Source organism: Pseudomonas sp. FP2338, from assembly GCF_030687515.1.
Lineage (GTDB): Bacteria > Pseudomonadota > Gammaproteobacteria > Pseudomonadales > Pseudomonadaceae > Aquipseudomonas > Aquipseudomonas salomonii.
On record NZ_CP117436.1, the window covers coordinates 4,119,522 to 4,137,353 of the forward strand.

The 17,832-nt window shown below is 62.0% G+C and carries 15 protein-coding genes; 4 read left to right on the top strand and 11 right to left on the bottom strand.

The genetic code is table 11. From position 1 onward, the window contains the following. The first annotated feature begins 28 nt into the window (after positions 1-28). Together PSH96_RS18560 and PSH96_RS18565 are read left to right on the top strand one after the other, a co-directional pair. The gene (locus tag PSH96_RS18560; RefSeq protein WP_305454254.1) at positions 29-2,539 is read left to right on the top strand and encodes a fimbria/pilus outer membrane usher protein; all 2,511 of its coding nucleotides are present in this window, start codon (positions 29-31) and stop codon (positions 2,537-2,539) included. Between the two features lie 533 nt (positions 2,540-3,072). Then, complete coding sequence (locus PSH96_RS18565) at positions 3,073-3,963, top strand: 5'-nucleotidase, lipoprotein e(P4) family (protein ID WP_305454255.1); 891 nt, start codon at positions 3,073-3,075, stop codon at positions 3,961-3,963. 15 nt (positions 3,964-3,978) lie between these two features. Here the strand turns inward: PSH96_RS18565 and PSH96_RS18570 are convergent, their stop codons facing one another. Then, on the bottom strand, positions 3,979-4,467 hold the full coding sequence (locus PSH96_RS18570; RefSeq protein ID WP_305454256.1) for a type VI secretion system tube protein Hcp: 489 nt from the start codon (positions 4,465-4,467) through the stop codon (positions 3,979-3,981). A 186-nt stretch (positions 4,468-4,653) separates the two neighbouring features. Between PSH96_RS18570 and PSH96_RS18575 the strand changes: the two genes are divergently transcribed. Beyond that, positions 4,654-5,568, top strand: a complete 915-nt coding sequence (locus PSH96_RS18575; protein ID WP_305454257.1) for an NAD synthetase — start codon at positions 4,654-4,656, stop codon at positions 5,566-5,568. Next, complete coding sequence (locus tag PSH96_RS18580) at positions 5,565-6,071, top strand: hypothetical protein (protein ID WP_305454258.1); 507 nt, start codon at positions 5,565-5,567, stop codon at positions 6,069-6,071. Before PSH96_RS18575 ends, PSH96_RS18580 begins: the two co-directional genes overlap by 4 nt. 32 nt (positions 6,072-6,103) lie before the next feature. Here the strand turns inward: PSH96_RS18580 and PSH96_RS18585 are convergent, their stop codons facing one another. From PSH96_RS18585 to fecC, 10 genes are all read right to left on the bottom strand, one after another. Continuing rightward, positions 6,104-7,285: an EAL domain-containing protein gene (locus PSH96_RS18585; protein ID WP_305454259.1), complete on the bottom strand. Its 1,182-nt coding sequence runs from the start codon at positions 7,283-7,285 to the stop codon at positions 6,104-6,106. A 323-nt stretch (positions 7,286-7,608) separates the two neighbouring features. Further along, the gene (locus PSH96_RS18590) at positions 7,609-8,031 is read right to left on the bottom strand and encodes a RidA family protein (RefSeq protein ID WP_305454260.1); all 423 of its coding nucleotides are present in this window, start codon (positions 8,029-8,031) and stop codon (positions 7,609-7,611) included. Positions 8,032-8,042: 11 nt separating this feature from the next. After that, positions 8,043-9,626 (bottom strand): FAD-dependent oxidoreductase, encoded by a 1,584-nt coding sequence (locus tag PSH96_RS18595; protein WP_305454261.1) that lies wholly within the window; start codon positions 9,624-9,626, stop codon positions 8,043-8,045. 10 nt (positions 9,627-9,636) lie between these two features. Continuing rightward, on the bottom strand, positions 9,637-10,560 hold the full coding sequence (locus PSH96_RS18600) for an ABC transporter substrate-binding protein (protein ID WP_305454262.1): 924 nt from the start codon (positions 10,558-10,560) through the stop codon (positions 9,637-9,639). Between the two features lie 18 nt (positions 10,561-10,578). Next, positions 10,579-11,352 (bottom strand): amino acid ABC transporter ATP-binding protein, encoded by a 774-nt coding sequence (locus PSH96_RS18605; RefSeq protein WP_305454263.1) that lies wholly within the window; start codon positions 11,350-11,352, stop codon positions 10,579-10,581. Continuing rightward, positions 11,345-12,310 (bottom strand): amino acid ABC transporter permease, encoded by a 966-nt coding sequence (locus PSH96_RS18610; protein WP_056861288.1) that lies wholly within the window; start codon positions 12,308-12,310, stop codon positions 11,345-11,347. Before PSH96_RS18610 ends, PSH96_RS18605 begins: the two co-directional genes overlap by 8 nt. Before the next feature lie 25 nt (positions 12,311-12,335). Then, positions 12,336-14,729, bottom strand: a complete 2,394-nt coding sequence (locus tag PSH96_RS18615) for a TonB-dependent siderophore receptor (protein WP_305454264.1) — start codon at positions 14,727-14,729, stop codon at positions 12,336-12,338. A 351-nt stretch (positions 14,730-15,080) separates the two neighbouring features. Further along, positions 15,081-15,872: a Fe(3+) dicitrate ABC transporter ATP-binding protein FecE gene (fecE, locus tag PSH96_RS18620; RefSeq protein WP_305454265.1), complete on the bottom strand. Its 792-nt coding sequence runs from the start codon at positions 15,870-15,872 to the stop codon at positions 15,081-15,083. 4 nt (positions 15,873-15,876) lie between these two features. Continuing rightward, positions 15,877-16,845, bottom strand: coding sequence for an iron ABC transporter permease (locus PSH96_RS18625; RefSeq protein WP_200432870.1), 969 nt, complete (start codon positions 16,843-16,845; stop codon positions 15,877-15,879). Further along, positions 16,842-17,831, bottom strand: a complete 990-nt coding sequence (fecC, locus tag PSH96_RS18630) for an iron-dicitrate ABC transporter permease FecC (protein WP_305454266.1) — start codon at positions 17,829-17,831, stop codon at positions 16,842-16,844. The genes PSH96_RS18625 and fecC overlap by 4 nt, the downstream gene beginning before the upstream one ends. Between the last annotated feature and the right edge of the window lies 1 nt (position 17,832).

The following is a 17,832-nucleotide window of genomic DNA, read 5'->3' on the forward strand; positions in this document are numbered from 1 at the left end:
GTCAATCAGGGATGTCATAGGTCCTCGCATGTCTTTTCTTTCCAGCAACAGGCCCGCACGTGGCGTACTGAAGTTGAAGACGCTGTCGCTCGCGATGGCTGCCAGCCTGCCGGCCTGGGCCGTGGCCGATGACGCAGCGCAAAGCTTCAACACCACGTTCCTGCAGGGCTCGCAGTCGCCGGTCGATTTGCAGCAACTGCTCTCGGCCAACAGCGTGCTGCCGGGCAATTACCGGGTCGACCTGTACAGCAACGAAGTGCTGGTGGGCCGACGTGATATCGACTTCAAGCGCAACCCGAAAAACGGCCGGGTCGAAGCCTGCCTGACCCTCGACCTGCTCAAGCAACTGGGCGTCGACATGGGCCGTTTGCAGGCCGAAGGCAAACTCGACCCGCAACAGCCGCAAGAGTGTTATGCCCTCGCGGACATGATCGAAGACGCCAGCGTGCGTTACGACAGCAGCCGCCTGCGCCTGTTGGCGAGCATTCCGCAAGTGGCCATGCAGCGCGGCCTGCGCGGGTATGTCGACCCGCAGTTGTGGGACGACGGCGTGCCGGCCGCGTTCATCAACTACCAGCTCAACAGTAGCCGCACCGCCGGCGACTATAAAACCCGTATCGCCAATAACCTCGGGCTGCGCAACGGCATCAACCTGGGCGCCTGGCGCCTGCGCAACGAATCGAACATGAGCAGCGGCACCGACCGTTCGAACACCTTCACCAGTAACCGCACCTACGTGCAGCACGACATGACGGCGATCAAAGGCCAATTCAGCGCCGGCGAGATTTTCTCCGATACCGATCTGTTCGACAGCGTGCGTTATCGCGGCCTCAAACTGGCCTCCGACGACGGCATGCGCGCCGACAGCGAGCGCGGCTACGCGCCGGTGATTCGTGGCGTGGCGCAGACCAACGCGACCGTAGAGATCCGCCAGAACGACTACATCCTTTACACCGCCAACGTCGCGCCCGGCCCGTTCGAGATCAACGACATCTACCCCAGCGGCTCCAACGGCGACTTGCAAATCACCGTGATCGAAGCTGACGGCAGCCGGCGAGTGACGATGCAGGCATTCTCCAGTTTGCCGATCATGGTGCGTGAAGGTCAGGTCAAGTACAGCCTCTCGGCGGGCACGTTCAAAAGCAATGCCGACGGCCTGGGAAGCCCGCGTTTTCTCAGCGGCACGCTGGCGTATGGCTTGACCAGCAACCTCAGCGGCATCGTCGGCCTGCAAGCCAGCGAGGACTACAGTGCGCTGTCGATCGGCGCCGGCAGAAACACCGCGTTCGGCGCCTTCTCCCTGGACACCACGCACTCGTCCAGCAAGGCCCGCGGGCAAACCCACCAGGGCAGCAGCGTGCGAGCGTTGTACGCGAAGACCTTTGCCGGCACTGACACCAACTTCACGCTGGCCGCCTACCGCTATTCCACCGAGGGCTACCGCACCCTCACCGACCACGTGGAAGACAACAGTGAAGACGTGCGCGTGCGCACCGGCCACTCGAAAACCCGTACCGACCTGACCATCAACCAGAGCCTGGGGCGTAACAGCCAGTTCGGCAGCCTGTACGTCAATGCCAGTGACCAGCGCTACTGGAACCGTGGCGGTTCGCGCAGTTTGTCTGCCGGTTACACCGGCAACTGGGGCGACCTGAGCTACAACCTTGGCGTGACGCGCACCCAGCAAATCGTCACCTATGGCGAGCCCAGCAGCGACACCCAGGTGAACCTGTCCGTCTCCTTCCCACTCGGCAGCCAGGCCCGTGCGCCGCGAGCCTTTGTCACCACCAGCCATCAGCGTGGCGACACCACCACGCAAGCCGGTATCAACGGTTACGTCGCCGATACCAGCGACACCTTCTATTCGGTGCAGGCGGGCCATAGCGATACGAGTGGCGACTCCGGCTCGGTGAATATCAACAGCCGCACCTCCATGGCGGATGTGAGCCTGGGCTACAGCCAGGGCCAGGGCTACACTTCGCAGAACCTTAACCTCGCAGGTTCGGTGGTTGCCCACGCAGGTGGCATCAACCTGGGGCAGACCGTCAGCGAAACCTTCGCGCTGGCCGAAGTGCCGGGTATCTCGGGGGCAAAAATCGGCAGCTACAGCGGCGTCGAGACCGGCTACAACGGCTATGCGGTGATCCCCACGGCGCAACCTTACCGCGTGAACTGGATCAGCCTGGACACCCGCGACCTGGGCGGCGATGTGGAAATCACCAACGCCACCCAGCAACTGGTGCCACGCCGTGGCGCTATCGTGGTGGCGCGGTACAGCGGCACCACCGGGCGACGGGTGTTGTTCGAGTTGTTTGATGCGCAGCACAAGCCGTTGTCGTTCGGGGCTTCGCTGGAGGACTCGGCGGGTAAGCAACTGGCGATCGCGGACCCGAACGGGAATGCGCTGGCGCTGGTGGAACAGGATCAGGGCACGCTGATCATCAAGTGGGGCGAGCAGCGTTGCAGTGCAAGCTATGCGTTGGCGCCGCAGAACAAGGCGCTGAACTATGAGCGTCAGGCGTTGGTGTGTGAGCCTTGAGGGGTCGTGGCTCGTCTGCTTTTCTGTGGGAGCTGGCTTGCCTGCGATTGGATCAACTCGGTATGCCTGATAGACCGAGGTGCCTGTATCGCAGGCAAGCCAGCTCCCACATTAGACCGAGTATGGCTCTGCTGTTGCTGTTGCTGTTGCTGTTGCTGTTGCTGTTGCTCCGGCCCTTACATCCTTTTCGATGACGAAGTCAGCGGTCTTTTGATCTGCGCTCTTGATCTTGATCTCAAATCGCCCCGTCAAACACGATGGCCGGAATTCGACAGTGATTTGGGGGGTAAACCGGCAGGGATGCCGGTTTAGCCGCGCTGGGCCAAGGATGGCCCATCGCGGCGGCCCCCCAAATCACTGTCGGATTGCGGGCATGCCGAGCCATAGCGAGGCACCGAGTGTTGGGGCGAGGACTTTTTGCTTACTTTTTGGTCCCTCAAAAAGTGAGCCGCTGTAAGAGCGGAACCATAGGCCGCCGTTACCGCAGCAACGGATATGTACACCTACAAACCACCCCCAAACATTCGGGATTGATGTATAGCCTGATTAGGCTAAGGTGCTGCCCACACGCTTCCACCGCCGAGACATCCCATGCGCCACCTTTCGCCAGTGCCTGCCTGCTGACCACCGCCCTGACCGGCTGCCAGCAGACCCCGCCGGCCAACGACCAACTTGACGCCGTGCTCTGGACCCAGACCTCCATCGAACACGAGTTGATCTACCGCCAGCTGTTCGCCAACGCCACCCGCCAACTCGACGTGGCCCTGGCCGATCCGACCTGGGATGCCCTGCCCTTTCCACCCCGCAACCTGAACGGCTTGCCTCCAGCGGTGGTGGTGGATATCGACGAAACCCTGTTGGACAACGTGCCGCTGAACGCGCGCGACATCATCAATAATCAAGTCTATTCCTACGATCGCTGGAACACCTGGGTCGAACAGGCCAAGGCCCAGGCATTGCCGGGCGCAGTGGCTTTCCTGCACGCCGCCGAGCAAAAAGGCATCAAGGTTTACTACCTCACCAACCGCGAACACAGCCAGGTCGCGGCCACCGTCGCCAACCTGCGCCTGCGCGGTTTTCCGGTGGCCAGCGACACGCAGGTCCTGGCCGCCAGCACCCCTACCGGCCATTGCGAAAGCGCCGGCTACGGCAAGACGTGTCGCCGTCAGTGGGTCGCCAGCCATGCCCGCGTGTTGCTGATGGCCGGTGACTCGCTGGGTGATTTCGTCCAGGCCGAACACAACACCCTCGCCGCCCAACGCAAAGCGGTGGAACCCTATGTGAGCTGGCTGGGGCAGCGCTGGTTTTTGCTGCCGAACCCGAGTTACGGCAACTGGTACAGCGCGCCGTATGGGGATGATGAAAAGCTGCCGTTTGCGCAGAAACGCAAGCTTAAGCAGCAGGCGTTGCAGCTGGAACAATGAAGGGTTGGCTGGGGTTCAGGCTTTGATGTTCTGCCGAATGTTCCAGCCAAACTTCACCGGCCCGCCGTCCTTGGCGCCGTCGGCTTTCTGCGGCTGGTAGCTGACGTCGACGCTGGCGAAATTGAGGGCGAAGCGGTCATGCACGACGTCGGTGTTGCTTTCAGCATTCGTGCTGTAGGACACCACCATGACTTCCTTCAGGGTAATCACCAGATACTCCACCGGGCTGGCACCGCCGGCCTTGCGTACCACCAACCTGGCCTCGGGGTAATGCTTGCCACTGGCGCAGGCCATCATCAGGTTGGGGCTGGATTTATCCAGCGGTTTGGTCAGGTTCAGGTTGGCAATATTGACCTTGCCCGCACCGCCGCCCGTACCGCTGTGCATCGAACCCGACTGCGTCATGCCCCACGCCCATTGGGTGATGTCAATCTCGTCGCGATGGGCCTGGTCCCTTGATTCGCCCTTGATATCACCCAGCTTCAAAAACATATCGACTGCCATGTTTGCTCCCTGCCTTGGTAGACGTCGGTAGTGACGTGGGGCGCACTTTTCCTCAGCCGCCGCGGTGCACGCAAGACGCTAACGCCGGTTAGAGACGCACCCGACGTGAAATGGCGAACCTTCCGACATTCAGCGCCACCTCCTCATCTTTACGCTCTCGACTCCCGCAAAAAACAGGAGTTAAGGATGACGGCTTCCCTGCTCAAAGATGGATTCCCTTCGGCCCACCGCACCACGCGTCAGCGGATTGAAAGCAGCATTGATCTGCGTAAGTTGTTCTTTGCCATTGATAGCGACCCGGCGCTGATTGGCGCGGGGGTGGTGTATATCGATGACATGTTCAACGTGGTGGTACTGCGCGAGTTTCAGACGGTTTGCAGTGTGCGACCGATCAAGGTCGTGCTGCGTGAGGCGCCGAAGTATGTGGGGCCGGCGGAGTTCAAGCGGATGTTGGAGCATGAGCCTCGCGAGTCGGAATGGGTGGCTGAAGCGCTTGGCACGGCGGTGACCTGCACGGGGGCGATACTGAGTTGGATAGTCGTTACCAGTGGCGTGATGTTGATGCCCTTTACGGCGGGGACGAGTGCGGTGATCACGGTTATCGGCCAGGCTGCAACGGCAGCGGGTACGGTTCAGTGTATCGCCGGCGCTCTGCGAATTGCGTCAGAAGCTGCATTCCCCGAGTTTAATGACTATTTAGATAGCGAACCCTGGTATCAAGACGCGACGGCAGTACTGGATGGTGTAGCGCTACTGGGCGTTGCAACTTCGATGTTGGTCACCGTGAAAGCCATCATTACAACTACCCAGGTAACAGGGAAATCCATTCGCCAGGTGCTCAAAGGCCTGACTCGGCAAGAGCGGGCAAAGTTGAATAATGAGTTGCTCAAGATCCATGACCCAAGGTTAACGAGCAGACTGCTTAAGTTGGAAAAAGCTAACGGCAAACTTTCCAAACGTATCAGCGCTACGCAAATGCAGCATGCAACGGCTACCCACATCATGGATGTGTTGGCTGCATCGCTCAGCTTTACCAGCAGTGCAACCAACGGAAATCTCAAGACGTTGGCAGTCGGCGTCTACGAGGAGGTCAACCCGTGAGCGAAAAGGGCGAAGTAAAAAACGAGTATTGCTCAACTGTTTTCATTGAAAACCCTTGGCAAATCATCAAACGGTACACGCCGGTAATCAGTGCCGACCTTCTCGTCGCATGCGCCTCGATAGCATTGACGGCTACCCTGACAATGCTCACTTACCTTTCGTCGTACCCCATAAGCTTTGCGACCAAGACATTTTTTTTCAGCGCGACCGGGCTTGGCGCTGTATATGCCATTGCCAAATACCAAGTGCTGTACGGCCGCATACACTGGGTCTGGCTAAACGTCGCGATATACCTCATATGTCTGCTGGTATCACTTCCCGCCATCGCGTACCGCCCCAACTTCCACCTCTACTCCATGACCCTTCTTGGCCCACTGACCGGCCTGCTGATCCTCAACAGCAACCGCTGCCGCGAACTGCGCCACAAGATGGTAGAAATCCGCCGCAAGCGCGAAGGCATCATCGCCACCCTGAAAAAACAAGGCCGCTGGAAATGGTGGTGAGCGCCCTGCCAGCTACATTCGCTCAACACCCATCAAGCCACGTTCTGCAACCGCCACAACAACTGCTCGCCACTCATCGCCTGCGCATACACATAACCCTGGCCCACCCTGCAGCCCATCGCCAGCAATTGCCGCTGCTGCTCCCGGGTTTCGATGCCTTCCACCACCACGGTCATGCCCAGGCTGTCGCCCAGCGCCAGGGTGCTGTGGATCACCGCGCGGCAACGTGGGTCGGCGGTCATGCCGCGCACAAACTCGGCATCCAGCTTGATCTCGTTGAACGGCAGCTGACACAGGCGTTGCAAGGATGAATACCCGGCGCCGAAGTCATCCAGGGACAGATTGCAACCGAGCAAGCGCAAACGCATCAGGCACGCCAGGCTGCTCGCTGAGGTTTCCAGCAGGCCGCTTTCGGTCAGCTCGAACGTCACGCTGGAACGCGGTGCCTGGAACGGGGCCATGACGTCTTCGATCTTCCGGCTCAACCCGCCCTGAGCCAGTTGCTGAGCATGCACGTTGAACGCCAGGTTCAAGGCCATGCCGCTTGCCCTGACGTGTTGTTGCAGGGTCAAGGCCTGGTGCATCTGCGCAAACAACAAGTCGTCGAGCAGCCCGCCACGCTCCAGCACCGGCATGAAGGCCATTGCGGGTAACAGACCATAGAGCGGGTGCTGCCAGCGGCTCAACACTTCCACACCGGTCATCTCGTTGGTCCACAGACTGAATTTGGGTTGGTAGTACGCGTGCAGCTGGCCGGCCGCTAATGCGTCGCACACTTGCGTTTGAGTAAACAATGGCAGCTCAGGCGAAATCGCAGGCGCTACTTCCCCAACAGGCTGATGACGATGCACGACCTCTTCGAGCTGATTGAGGGTCGCCAGCTTGTCGACATGGCCCAGCAAACGCACGCCGAGCAAGCGGGTGAACTGTTGCAGGGACTGGTTGATTCCGGGCGGCTGGTGGCCGCTGACAATCACGCCGTGCAGCCACCTTCGTTGCGCAGCATGTTGCAAAAACTCCAGACCATCCATGCCGGACATGGACAAGTCGCACAGCACGACATCCACCCCACCCACGCTTTCCAGGAGGGCCAAGGCTTCAATGGCATGCATCGCCTCAATCACCGCATGCCCCAACCGTTTGAACTGGCTCACGACGACGGCGCGCTGAGAGGCGTGTTCCTCAAGGATCAGGACGCGTAAAGGCTGGCTCATCATTGCCGTGGGCTCGTTGACGGTGGAGTCAACGATTGTCTAAAAACACCTTGCAAAAACGAGAATGACTAATCCTCTATGGATGTAGGATATTTCTCAAAATATCAGCAACAGGCCAAAGGCAGCAGATCTGTTGAACGACATCCGCCGCTCGGCTGGCGGGAGAACGTGCGTTGCTACGAGCTGTGGCCAGCAATCTCAAGCAGCCATGGCCGTTGATGGGTGTAAGGGCAGCGGCCAATCGTCACCGAGGCTGGATGTGTTCAGATACTCTGTTCACAAGCCTACTGGCCACCACACGCTCACTCATCCTGGATAACGGATCAGGCTGTTCTGGCCGCAATCGCCTCCACTTCCACCAGCGCCCCCGGCAACGGCAATGCCACCACCTGCAACGCCGTGCGCGTGGGCTTGTTCGGTTGCTCGGGCGTGGCGAAGAACTGCGTGTAGCCACGTTGCAACCCGGCAAAGTCGAGCTTGCCGTCGGTCTCTTCGGTACCCACCAGAAACACGCGCAATTGCACGATATCGCCCAGGTCCAGGTCTTGCTGCTGAAGGATCTTGCGCAGTTTGTTGAACACCGACACCGTCTGCACTTCGGTGTTGCCGTAAACCCCAGGCACGTTCGGGTCGACCAGATCGGGCAAGGTGCCGCTGACGAAAATCAGGCTGGCCGAGGCCGGTACGGTGACGGTTTGCGAGATGGGAAAATCGCCGACGCTGGTGCGTTGAATGCTGTCGCTCATGGTGATGCTCCTCAGGAGGCGGCGAGTGCCGCACGCTGTTGTTGTTGGGTAACGCGCTCAGCCAGTTGCGCAATCACATGGCGCGCCGAGTTGGCCGCCGATTCCTGCCAGATGCCTACGCCGCTTTGCACCAGGCCGTCGCCGGCGAAGTACACGCGGCCGTGGGCCTGCTCGAGCAAGGCACTGGCATCGGCCGGGAAGTGTTCGCGTTGCAGCCATGGGCCTTCGCTGTAGGGGATCTGTTCCCAGGACACCGCCAGCGGGTGGCGCAGGTGTTTTGAATAACCCGGATGCAGCAGCTCCACGGCTTCTTTGGACGTGGCGTACTGCTGGTCAAACGGCTTGGCGCCAAACACGTCGGCGCCCTCCCCGGTCACGTAGCCGGCCACCAGCAAGCCGTCGCGGGTGTTGAGGTCGTTGCTGGGGTACCACAGCAGGCGCGCCGGGTGTTCGATCCATGACAGGCCGCCATAGGTGCGGTAGTCGGTTTCCCAGAAGCGCGGCGATTGCCACGCCACTTTGGTCGCCTGATCGCTGCGGGTGCTGAGCAAGGCGGCTTTGACCGGGTCGCTGAAGTCGGTGTCGAGTTTGGCCAGCAGCGGCAACGGCAAGGTCGAGACCAGGTAATCGGCACGCACCACCTGTTCGCGGCCGCTGAGCTGGTCGTGGTAGGTCACCGCCACGCCGTCTTCAAGCTGGCGGATCTGCCGCACCTGGGCGCCCAGTTGCACGTGCTCGCGCACGCGTTGGTAGAAGGCGTCGGTGATGCGGTCCATGCCGCCGACGGGTTGGAACATGGTGGCGGAAAATTCCGGGAATTCGGTGTGCAATAACGCGCCCCACAACTCCGGATGCAGCAGCCGGTCCAGCGCCAGCGGGCTACGGCTGGCGGGCAGCGCGCCGGGGTGGGCAGGCGACTCCAGGTGGCCGGAGCGCAGGCTGCCTTCATAGGCCAATTCCTGGGACAGGTCGCCATACACCTGCAGGAACGCCAGCAAACGCGTGCGCTCTTCACCGCTCAACACATCATCGAGGGCATCGCGCTGCACGGCTTTGGCCAGCAAGCCGGACAGATGCCCGCGCGTGTCATTGATCGCCTGGCCGACGGTAAACGCCGACTGTTGCAGATCGGGCCGCACCTGGGCGCCGTGGCTGCTGTTGACCAGCACTTCCAGCGGCACACCCAGTTCGCTGCAATAGTCGAGAATCGTGCGGTGCTGGCTCGGAATCCTGGCGGGGCCGGCGTTGAAATACAGGCCTTTATCAAACGCTACGGTTTGCGTGCGGCCGTCCTTGTAGTCCACGCGGTCGCCATTACGCAGGGTCCAGGTGCGCCCGCCCACACGGTTGCGGGCCTCCAGTACTTGCACGCTGAAGCCGGCGCGACTCAATTCCAGTGCCGTCACCAACCCGGCAATCCCGGCGCCCAGCACCAGCACGCGAGTGCCCTGCCCCAGACCAGGCTTGAGTTTCAGCGGCTGCGGGCGTCGATGTGACGACGGCCCCAATCCCAATACGGCCAGTGCATCCTTGACGGCCGTTTCACCGCCTACAGCGGCGATGCTCGACAGCGCTTCACGGCGTGTCAGTCCCATGTCGATTCTCCTAGTCCGGCAGGCCCGGTGGGTTGATCAGCGATGTGTCGACGCGCTCGATGTCCAGGCCCCAGCGTTGCAGCACCTGTTCGTATTGGCCGCCGGCAATCGCGCCTTGCAGGGCGGTGTGAATCGGTTGGATCAGGCCGTTGTCCTTGCGGGTGGTCACGGCAATATCGGCCTTCAACGGCCAGCCGCCGTTCACCGTGCCCACCCGCTTGATGCCACCGGTGACCGCCGCCGAGTAGGCATACACCGAGTTGGGCCCGAACAGCGCATCGCTGCGACCGGACTGCACCGCCAGTTGCGCGGCGGCCTGGTCGTCGATGTATTGCAAAAGCGCGGGTTTGATACCGGCCTTTTCATTGGCCTCGTTCCAGGCCAGCAGGACCTTCTCCTGGTTGGTGCCGGAGCCGACGATGATCTTCAGCCCGGCAATGTCGGCGGCCTGTTTGATCTCGGTGATTTTGTTGGTGCTTTTGACGTAAAAGCCGAGCACATCCTGGCGATAGGTGGCGAAGTCAAAACGCTTCTTGCGCGCCTCGGTCACGGTGACGTTGCTGATCACCGCGTCGTACTTGCCGGAGCTGACGCCCAGCGGCCAGTCTTCCCAACTGGTCTGCACCACATTGAGTTGCAGGCCGAGGCTGTCGGCCACCAGCTGCGCGGTATCGGCTTCGCTGCCGATGGTGGTCTTGTCGTCGTTGGCCAACAGCGCCAGCGGCGGCCCGGCCACCCCGGACACGGCGACGGTGAATTTGCCAGGCTGGGCGAACTTGAAGCCCGGCGGGATCTGCGCGATCGCCGCTTCATTGCGCGGCACATGGATGCGCACGCGGTCAGGGCTGAAATCCACCTGTTGCACGGCAAAAGCCTGTTGCGCGGTACTCACGGCAAGCGTCAGCAAGGCCACGCGGGCAGTATTGATGAACATGGGCAGTCACTCCTTGAACTAAAGCACCTTGCCCAGAAAGGCCACGGTGCGGGGATGTCGGGGTTGGCGGAAAATCTGTTCGGGCGGGCCTTCTTCGATCAATTGGCCGTCACACAGGAACACCACGTGGTCGGCCACCTCACGGGCAAACCCGATTTCGTGGGTGACGATCACCAGGGTCACGCCCAACTGGGTCAGGCCCTTGATCACGTCGAGTACTTCGCCCACCAGTTCCGGGTCGAGGGCTGAGGTGGGTTCATCGAACAGCAGCACTTTGGGGTCCAGCGCCAGGGCGCGGGCGATAGCCACACGCTGTTGCTGGCCACCGGAGAGCTGGCGTGGGTAGGCATCGACTTTGTCGGCCAGGCCGACCTTGGCCAGCAGCTCGCAGGCCTTGGCCTGCGCTTGGGCCTTGCTCCAGCGCTTGTGGGCCAGCGGTGCTTCGGCGACGTTTTCCCAGGCGGTGAGGTGCGGGAACAGGTTGAAGTTCTGGAACACAAAACCCACGTCGATGCGACGCTTCAGGATCTCGCGCTCTTTTAATTCGTAGAGCAGGTCACCCTTGCGCCGATAGCCGACGTATTCACCGTCGATGGTGATGTGCCCGCTGTCGATTTTTTCCAGGTGGTTGATGGTGCGCAGCAAGGTGGATTTGCCCGAGCCGGACGGCCCGAGAATCACCGTGACCTTGCCTGGGTCGATGGTCAGGTCGATGTCTTTCAACACCTGCTGGTTGCCAAAGCGTTTGCCCACGCCCTGGATCTGAATGCGCCCGGCGCGTGCTTCAGCCATGGGTTTTCTCCTTGAGCCAGCCGCGCAGGCGTTGCAGCGGTGTGGGCGGCAGCACCCGCGCCGTACCGCGCGCAAAGTGGCGCTCGACGTAGTACTGGGCGCTGGTCAGCACCGTGGTGATGATCAGGTACCACACGGTCGCCACCACCAGCAGCGGGATCACCGCCTGGGTGCGGTTGTAGATGACCTGCACGGTGTAGAACAGCTCCGGCAAGGCCAGCACGTAGACGATGGACGTGCCCTTCACCAGGCCGATGATTTCGTTGAAACCCGACGGCAAAATCGAGCGCAGCGCCTGGGGCAGGATGATGCGAAAAATCCGTCGCGAAGCCGGCAAACCAAGGGCCGCCGCCGCTTCGTGCTGGCCGGCGTCCACGCCGATCAAACCGCCGCGAATGATCTCCGCCGCGTAGGCGGCCTGCATCAGGCTCAGGCCCAACACCGCCACGGTGAATTGGCTGAGCACATCCACGGTCGACCACTCGGCGAACACCACGCTGGTGAACGGTACGCCGAGCACAATGTGGTCATACAGGTAGGCAAAGTTGTAGAGGATGATCAGCACCAGCAGCGCCGGCATCGAGCGGAAAAACCAGATATAGCCCCAGGCCAACGCCGCCAGCAATGGCGAGCCCGACAGCCGTGCCAGCGCCAATGCAGTGCCGAAGAGGATGCTGAACACGGTGCTGAGCAGCGTCAGCAGCAGCGTCTGGCCGAGGCCGCGCAGCACCGAGGCAGAAAAGAACCACTGGCCGAACACGCCCCACTCCCAACGCGGGTTGGTGGCCAGTGAATGCACGATGGCGAGCAGCACCAGCGCGGCAAAGATCGACCCGGCCCAGCGCCACGGGTGGCGGGCGGGAACCACTTGCAGGGCCTTGATCGGCGTTGCGACGCGGCGCTGGCGAACCGGGCTGACCTCGTCGATCAGGTCATAGGATTTGGCGACAATGGGCATGTTCTATTCCTCGCGGGTTGCGGCCTTAGAAGGCGTAAGTCAGCCGGGTGTAGTAGTACCCGCCGGTAAAACCGTAGGGCGAATAAGTGCCGTAGCTGGCGAGCATGGTGCTGCTCGGCACGCCTTGTTTCTTGGGGTAAAGGTCGAACAGGTTCTTGGCGCCGACGGCGATGTTGAGGGCTTTGGTGAGGTTGTAGCCAAGGTCGAGGTCGGTGATCCATTTGGCGCTGTAGACGCGGTCGAGGCTGCGGTCGGCAGAGACGTTGACCTCTTTGTAAGAACCGTAGCGGGTCAGGGCCAGGTTGAGGTTGAAGCGGTCGATGCTCCAGTCGCCGCCGAGGATGAGTTTGGTCTTGGGCTGCACATCGGTGATCAGGCCACGGGCCTGGCGGTCCATCAGGTCATAGGGCGTGCCGAGGATGTCGGTGGAGGCCTTGTAGTTGAGGATCTTGGTCTGGTTCCAGTTGAACGCTGCGGTCCACTTCAATGCGCCGAACTGGCCGAGGTCCTGGTTGTAGTTGCTGACCAGATCCACGCCCTTGGTGCGGGTGTCGGCACCGTTGATAAAGTACTGGCCGCCGGAGGTGGAGTTGATGCCGTTGCTTTGCAGTACCTGGGTGACTTCGGGGCCGAGCAAGGTGCCGGTCAGGGTGATGCGGTCGCGCAGGTTGATCACGTAGGCATCGGCGGTGAAGTTCAGGCGGTCGGTGGGCGTGAGGGTGAAGCCCAGGCTGAAGTTGGTCGAGCGCTCGGGTTTCAACTCCTGGGCACCGAGGGCCTTGGCCGCTGCCGAGCCTACCGGCAATACGCCGTAGTTGATCGACTGATACACGCCGTCGACCACGCCGTAGGTGGTGGAACGCGCACTGAACAGGCTGTTGGCCAGGGACGGCGCACGGAAGCCATTGCTGACGGTGGCGCGCACGGCAAATTGCGGGGTGAAATCATAGCGCGTGGTCAGCTTGCCGCTGCGGGTGGCGCCGACGCCTTCGTTGTAATGCTCGTAGCGAAAGGCCGTGCCGATGTACCAGTCCGGCAGCGGGTTGAAGCCCACATCGACGTAACTGGCGAGGCTGTTGCGCGAGGCGCTGCTTTCTTCATCCGGCGAAATGCCGTTGGTGACTTGCGCCCCGGATGACGCGCAATTGCCCGGCGCCACGCAGTAGCCGCCATTGGCATAGGACGCGTAGTCACCGGCCTGCACCTCATAGGTGTCGCGCCGATGCTCGAAACCGTAGGACAGGTCCAACGGTTTTTGCAGGCCCACATCAAAGCCACGTTTGAAGTCGAGGTTGGTGGTCAGCTCGGTGGAAATCCAGGTGCCGGAGGTGAAACTGTTGGGCGTGTACTCGCCCAGCGACGGGTTCTGGTTGTGGGTGGTGCCCTGCTCCGCCTCGTTGCGCCCGTAGGTGGTGGACAAGTCCCAGTCCCACGCGCCGACGGTGCCTTTGCCGCCGAACGCGGCCTGGAAATCGTCCTCGTCGATGTACCAGGTCGGCGTGTACCCGGCCGGATAGCCATTCGGCCCGGTGGTGATGGTGTTGGTGATGGTCGGCAGGCGGTAGTTCTGCCCCTGCTCGGCCTTGCGTCGCGAGTAGGTGGTGAAGGAATACAGGCTGAGGCTGTCATCAATCGGCAGCTCGGCGTTGTAACCCAGGGTCAGCAGGTTGGTCTTGGGCGTGCCGTAACCGCCGTAGGTCGATCTGCCGGCCTGGTTGTAGGCTTGCTCATAGGTGTAGCCGTTGGCGCTGGCTTTGTTGTCGTCATTCTGGCTGCGGGCATCCAGGGCCAATTGCACGACGCCGCCGTTGCCGATTTCAAACCCCTTGTTGAGGCTTTGTTGCACAGTTTGCTTCTTGCCGTCATAGCCCTGGCCGACGTTGGTGACGGCGGTGCCGCTGGTATCGGCCTTGAGGATCACATTGATGACCCCGGCGATGGCATCCGAGCCGTACTGGGCGGCAGCGCCGTCGCGCAACACTTCCACATGGTCGATGGCGCTGATGGGGATCAGATCCAGGTCAGCCGGTGCCGCGCCGGTGTTGATGCCGTTGATGTTCAGCGTGGCGCTGGTGTGGCGGCGTTTGCCGTTGACCAGCACCAACACTTCGGCAGCACTCAAGCCGCGCAGGTTGGGCGCACGGGCAATGCCGCTGGCATCCCAGCCGGTTTTTTCCGGCAGGGTCAGTGACGGGATCACCGCGCTCAAGGCTTCCATCAAGCCCGGCTTGCCGGTGCTTTGCAGTTGCTTGGCGCTGACCACGTCGATCGGCACCGGGCTGCTGGTGACGGTGCGCTGCTCGGCGCCACGGTTGCCGGTGACCACCACGGTGGACAGGGTGCTGTCGTCCTGGGCGGATGCAGTGCCGGCCAACAGGGCCAGCGTGAGTGCGGCGGTGGGGTGTAAAACTTGCTTCATGACCACTCCAGGCTTTCCGAATCGCGAAGTCGGGCAATCGCGCGGGCGGGCGCGGTGCTCGTTTTTCAGGGTGCAGCTGCGATGGGGAACTAGGTGTGGAGTGAGCGAGGGTTTTGAATTGGCAACATACGTTGAACTCCCTTCCAACGATTCTGCCGCGGGGTCTTTACCCGGTTATGGCGCGCAGAATCTGAATCACGCTGGGTACCATCCGAGGTCAGGGGTAGGCTGTTGCGATCAAACATAACGGAATGGATTTCAAAAATATAATGCTATTTGGGCATAAGCTAATATTCTCTAATTTCATTATTTACGAATAACTTTATTCATATAAATAATGTTTTAACTGCGTCAGGCGTGACTGCGGGTGCTTTTTTCCACCAGGCACATTGGCGTACCGGCAACCGGCTCCTGCAGGATCTGCACTTGCACGTCGAACACCTGGCGCATCAGCTCGGCACTGATCACCTGGGCGGGCGCGCCATCGGCGACCAACTTGCCGGCGTGCATCACCGCCAGATGGTCGGCGTAGCGGCAGGCCTGGTTGATATCGTGCAGTACGGTGATCACGGTTTTGCCCTCGGCGGCCAGTTCGCCCATCAGGTCGAGCAGTTCGACCTGATGGCTGATGTCGAGGTAAGTGGTGGGCTCGTCGAGCAGCACCACCGGCGCGTTCTGCGCCAGCACCATGGCCAGCCAGGCGCGCTGGCGCTGGCCGCCGGACAAGTCCGCCAACGCGCGGTCGGCGAGGTTGTCCAGCTCCAGGCGCTGCATGGCTTGTGTCACCTGGGCTTGATCGTTGCCACTCAGGCGCCCCCACAACGAGTTATGCGGGCTGCGGCCGTAGGCGACCAACTGGCGCACGCTGACTCCTTCCGGCACCGGCAATACCTGCGGTAAAAATGCGATCTGCCGCGCCAGCTGGCGCGCGGACAAGCTGGCGTAGGCGTGGCCATCCAGGGTCAACTCGCCCTGGGTCGGCTTGAGGATGCGCGCAAACGCCTTGAGCAAAGTTGACTTGCCGCAGCCGTTGGGGCCGATCAGCGCGGTGACGCGACCTGTCGGCGGTGCGAAGGAAAGGCCCTGCACAATGCGCGTGGCGCCGTAGCCGATATCGAGTTGGTGTGCCTGCAAAATACTCATGTCATCAACCCTTGAACCGTGCCAGCAACCAAAGAAAATACGGCGCACCAATCACCGCCGTAAGCACGCCCGCCGGGATCTCGCTGGGCGCGATCAACGTGCGTCCAAGCGTGTCGGCCAGCACCAGCAATAACGCGCCAATCAACATTGCAGCCGGCAGCAGGTACTGGTGATGCCCACCCACCAGACGCCGCGCCATGTGCGGTGCGACCAGGCCGATAAAACCAATCGGCCCGATCACGCCGACACCCAGGCTGGTGAGCAGCACCGCACAGGCCATCGCCCACCAGCGAGTGCGGCCAAGCGCGGTGCCCAGGCTGTGGGCGGCCTCATCGCCCAGCGCGATCAGGTTCAAGGGTTTGGCCAGGCACAGGCCCAACGGGATCAACAGCAGGAACGGCAGCACCAGCGCCACATGGTGCCAATTACGGCTCCACAAACTGCCCGTCAGCGCGAGCAACGCGGTGTTGATATCCAACGGATGGGACAGGATCAAAAACTCGGTGACGCTGGACAAGGTCACCGCAATCGCCACCCCCGACAGCGCAAAACGCACCCCGGAAAAACTCACGCCGGTGTTGTACAGCGCCAGCAGCAAGGCCCCACCGGCGCCGCCCAGGCAGGCCACCAGTGGCAGCCAGGCAATCGGCAAGTGTGGCCAGCTGATGATCGCCACGGTCAGCGCCAGCCCAGCGCCCTGGGTCACGCCGAGAATCTCCGGCGAGGCCAGCGGGTTGCGGATCACGCCCTGCACAATCGCGCCGGCCAGGCCGAAGGCGCAGCCGGCCAGGATGGCGATCAGGCTGCGCGGCAGGCGGTGGTTCCACACTTCAAAATCAAGGGCGTCATGGGCCAGCAGGCGCTCCAGCACAGTGGCGGGTTTAAGCCACACCGTGCCGGCGCTGAGGCTCGCCAGCAGCGCCACCAGCAGCAAGCCCAGCAGCAGCCATAAGCGCAATCGTGGCCGAATCATAGGGTGCGCCTGGCAAGAAACAGGAAGAACGGTGCGCCGATCAATGCAGTGACGACGCCCGCCGGGGTTTCCACTGGAAAGGCCACCGCGCGACTGAGCAAGTCGGCGCCCAACACGATCACCGCGCCCAATGCCGCGCTGAGCGGGATCAGCCAGCGGTAGTCGTTACCGAGAAACTGGCGAATGATATTCGGCGCGATCAGCCCGACAAAGCCAATGGGGCCGACCGCGCACACGCTGGCGCCCACCAGCAGCAAGCTGGCGACAAACACCTGCAAGCGCAGGCTGGCGATACCGACGCCCAACGAGCGCGCGGCGTCTTCGCCCAGGTTGATCAGGTTCAGGCGCGGCGCACACCACAGCGCCCACACGCCGCCGATCAGCGTGCATGGCCAGAGCAGTTGCACCTGGGCCGCACCGACATTGGCCAGCGACCCGGCCAGCCAGTTCAGCACGCTTTGGGCCTGGGCCTCGACCAGAATCACCGTGAGCCGGGTCAAGGCCGCGCACAGCGCCGCAACCGCCACACCGGCCAACACCAACCGACCTTGCGCGGTGGTCGGCGACCACGCGCCGCCGAGACTGAACACCGTGACCCAGGCCAGCGCACCGCCCAGGCAGGTCATCAACAGGGCGCCACCGGCAAAGGGCGGCGCGACCAACCCGGTGGAAAACAAGGCCAATCCCAATGCCGCGCCGGCCGTCACGCCGAACAACGACGGCGACGCCAGACGGTTGCGGGTGATGCCTTGCATCAGTGCACCGGCCAGCCCCAGGCAGGCACCGACCAACGCCGCGCACACCGCACGCGGCACGCGCAGCTGCGCCACGATATAGGCCATATTGCCGCCCACGCTGCCCTGGTGAACCAGGCCGTTCCAGGCATCCGTCGCGGTGATAGTGAACGGCGACCAGCTGTACAGCGAGTACCAGAACAACACGGCACCCAGCAGCACAATGCCTGCCGCCGCGAGACTGCGCTGCACG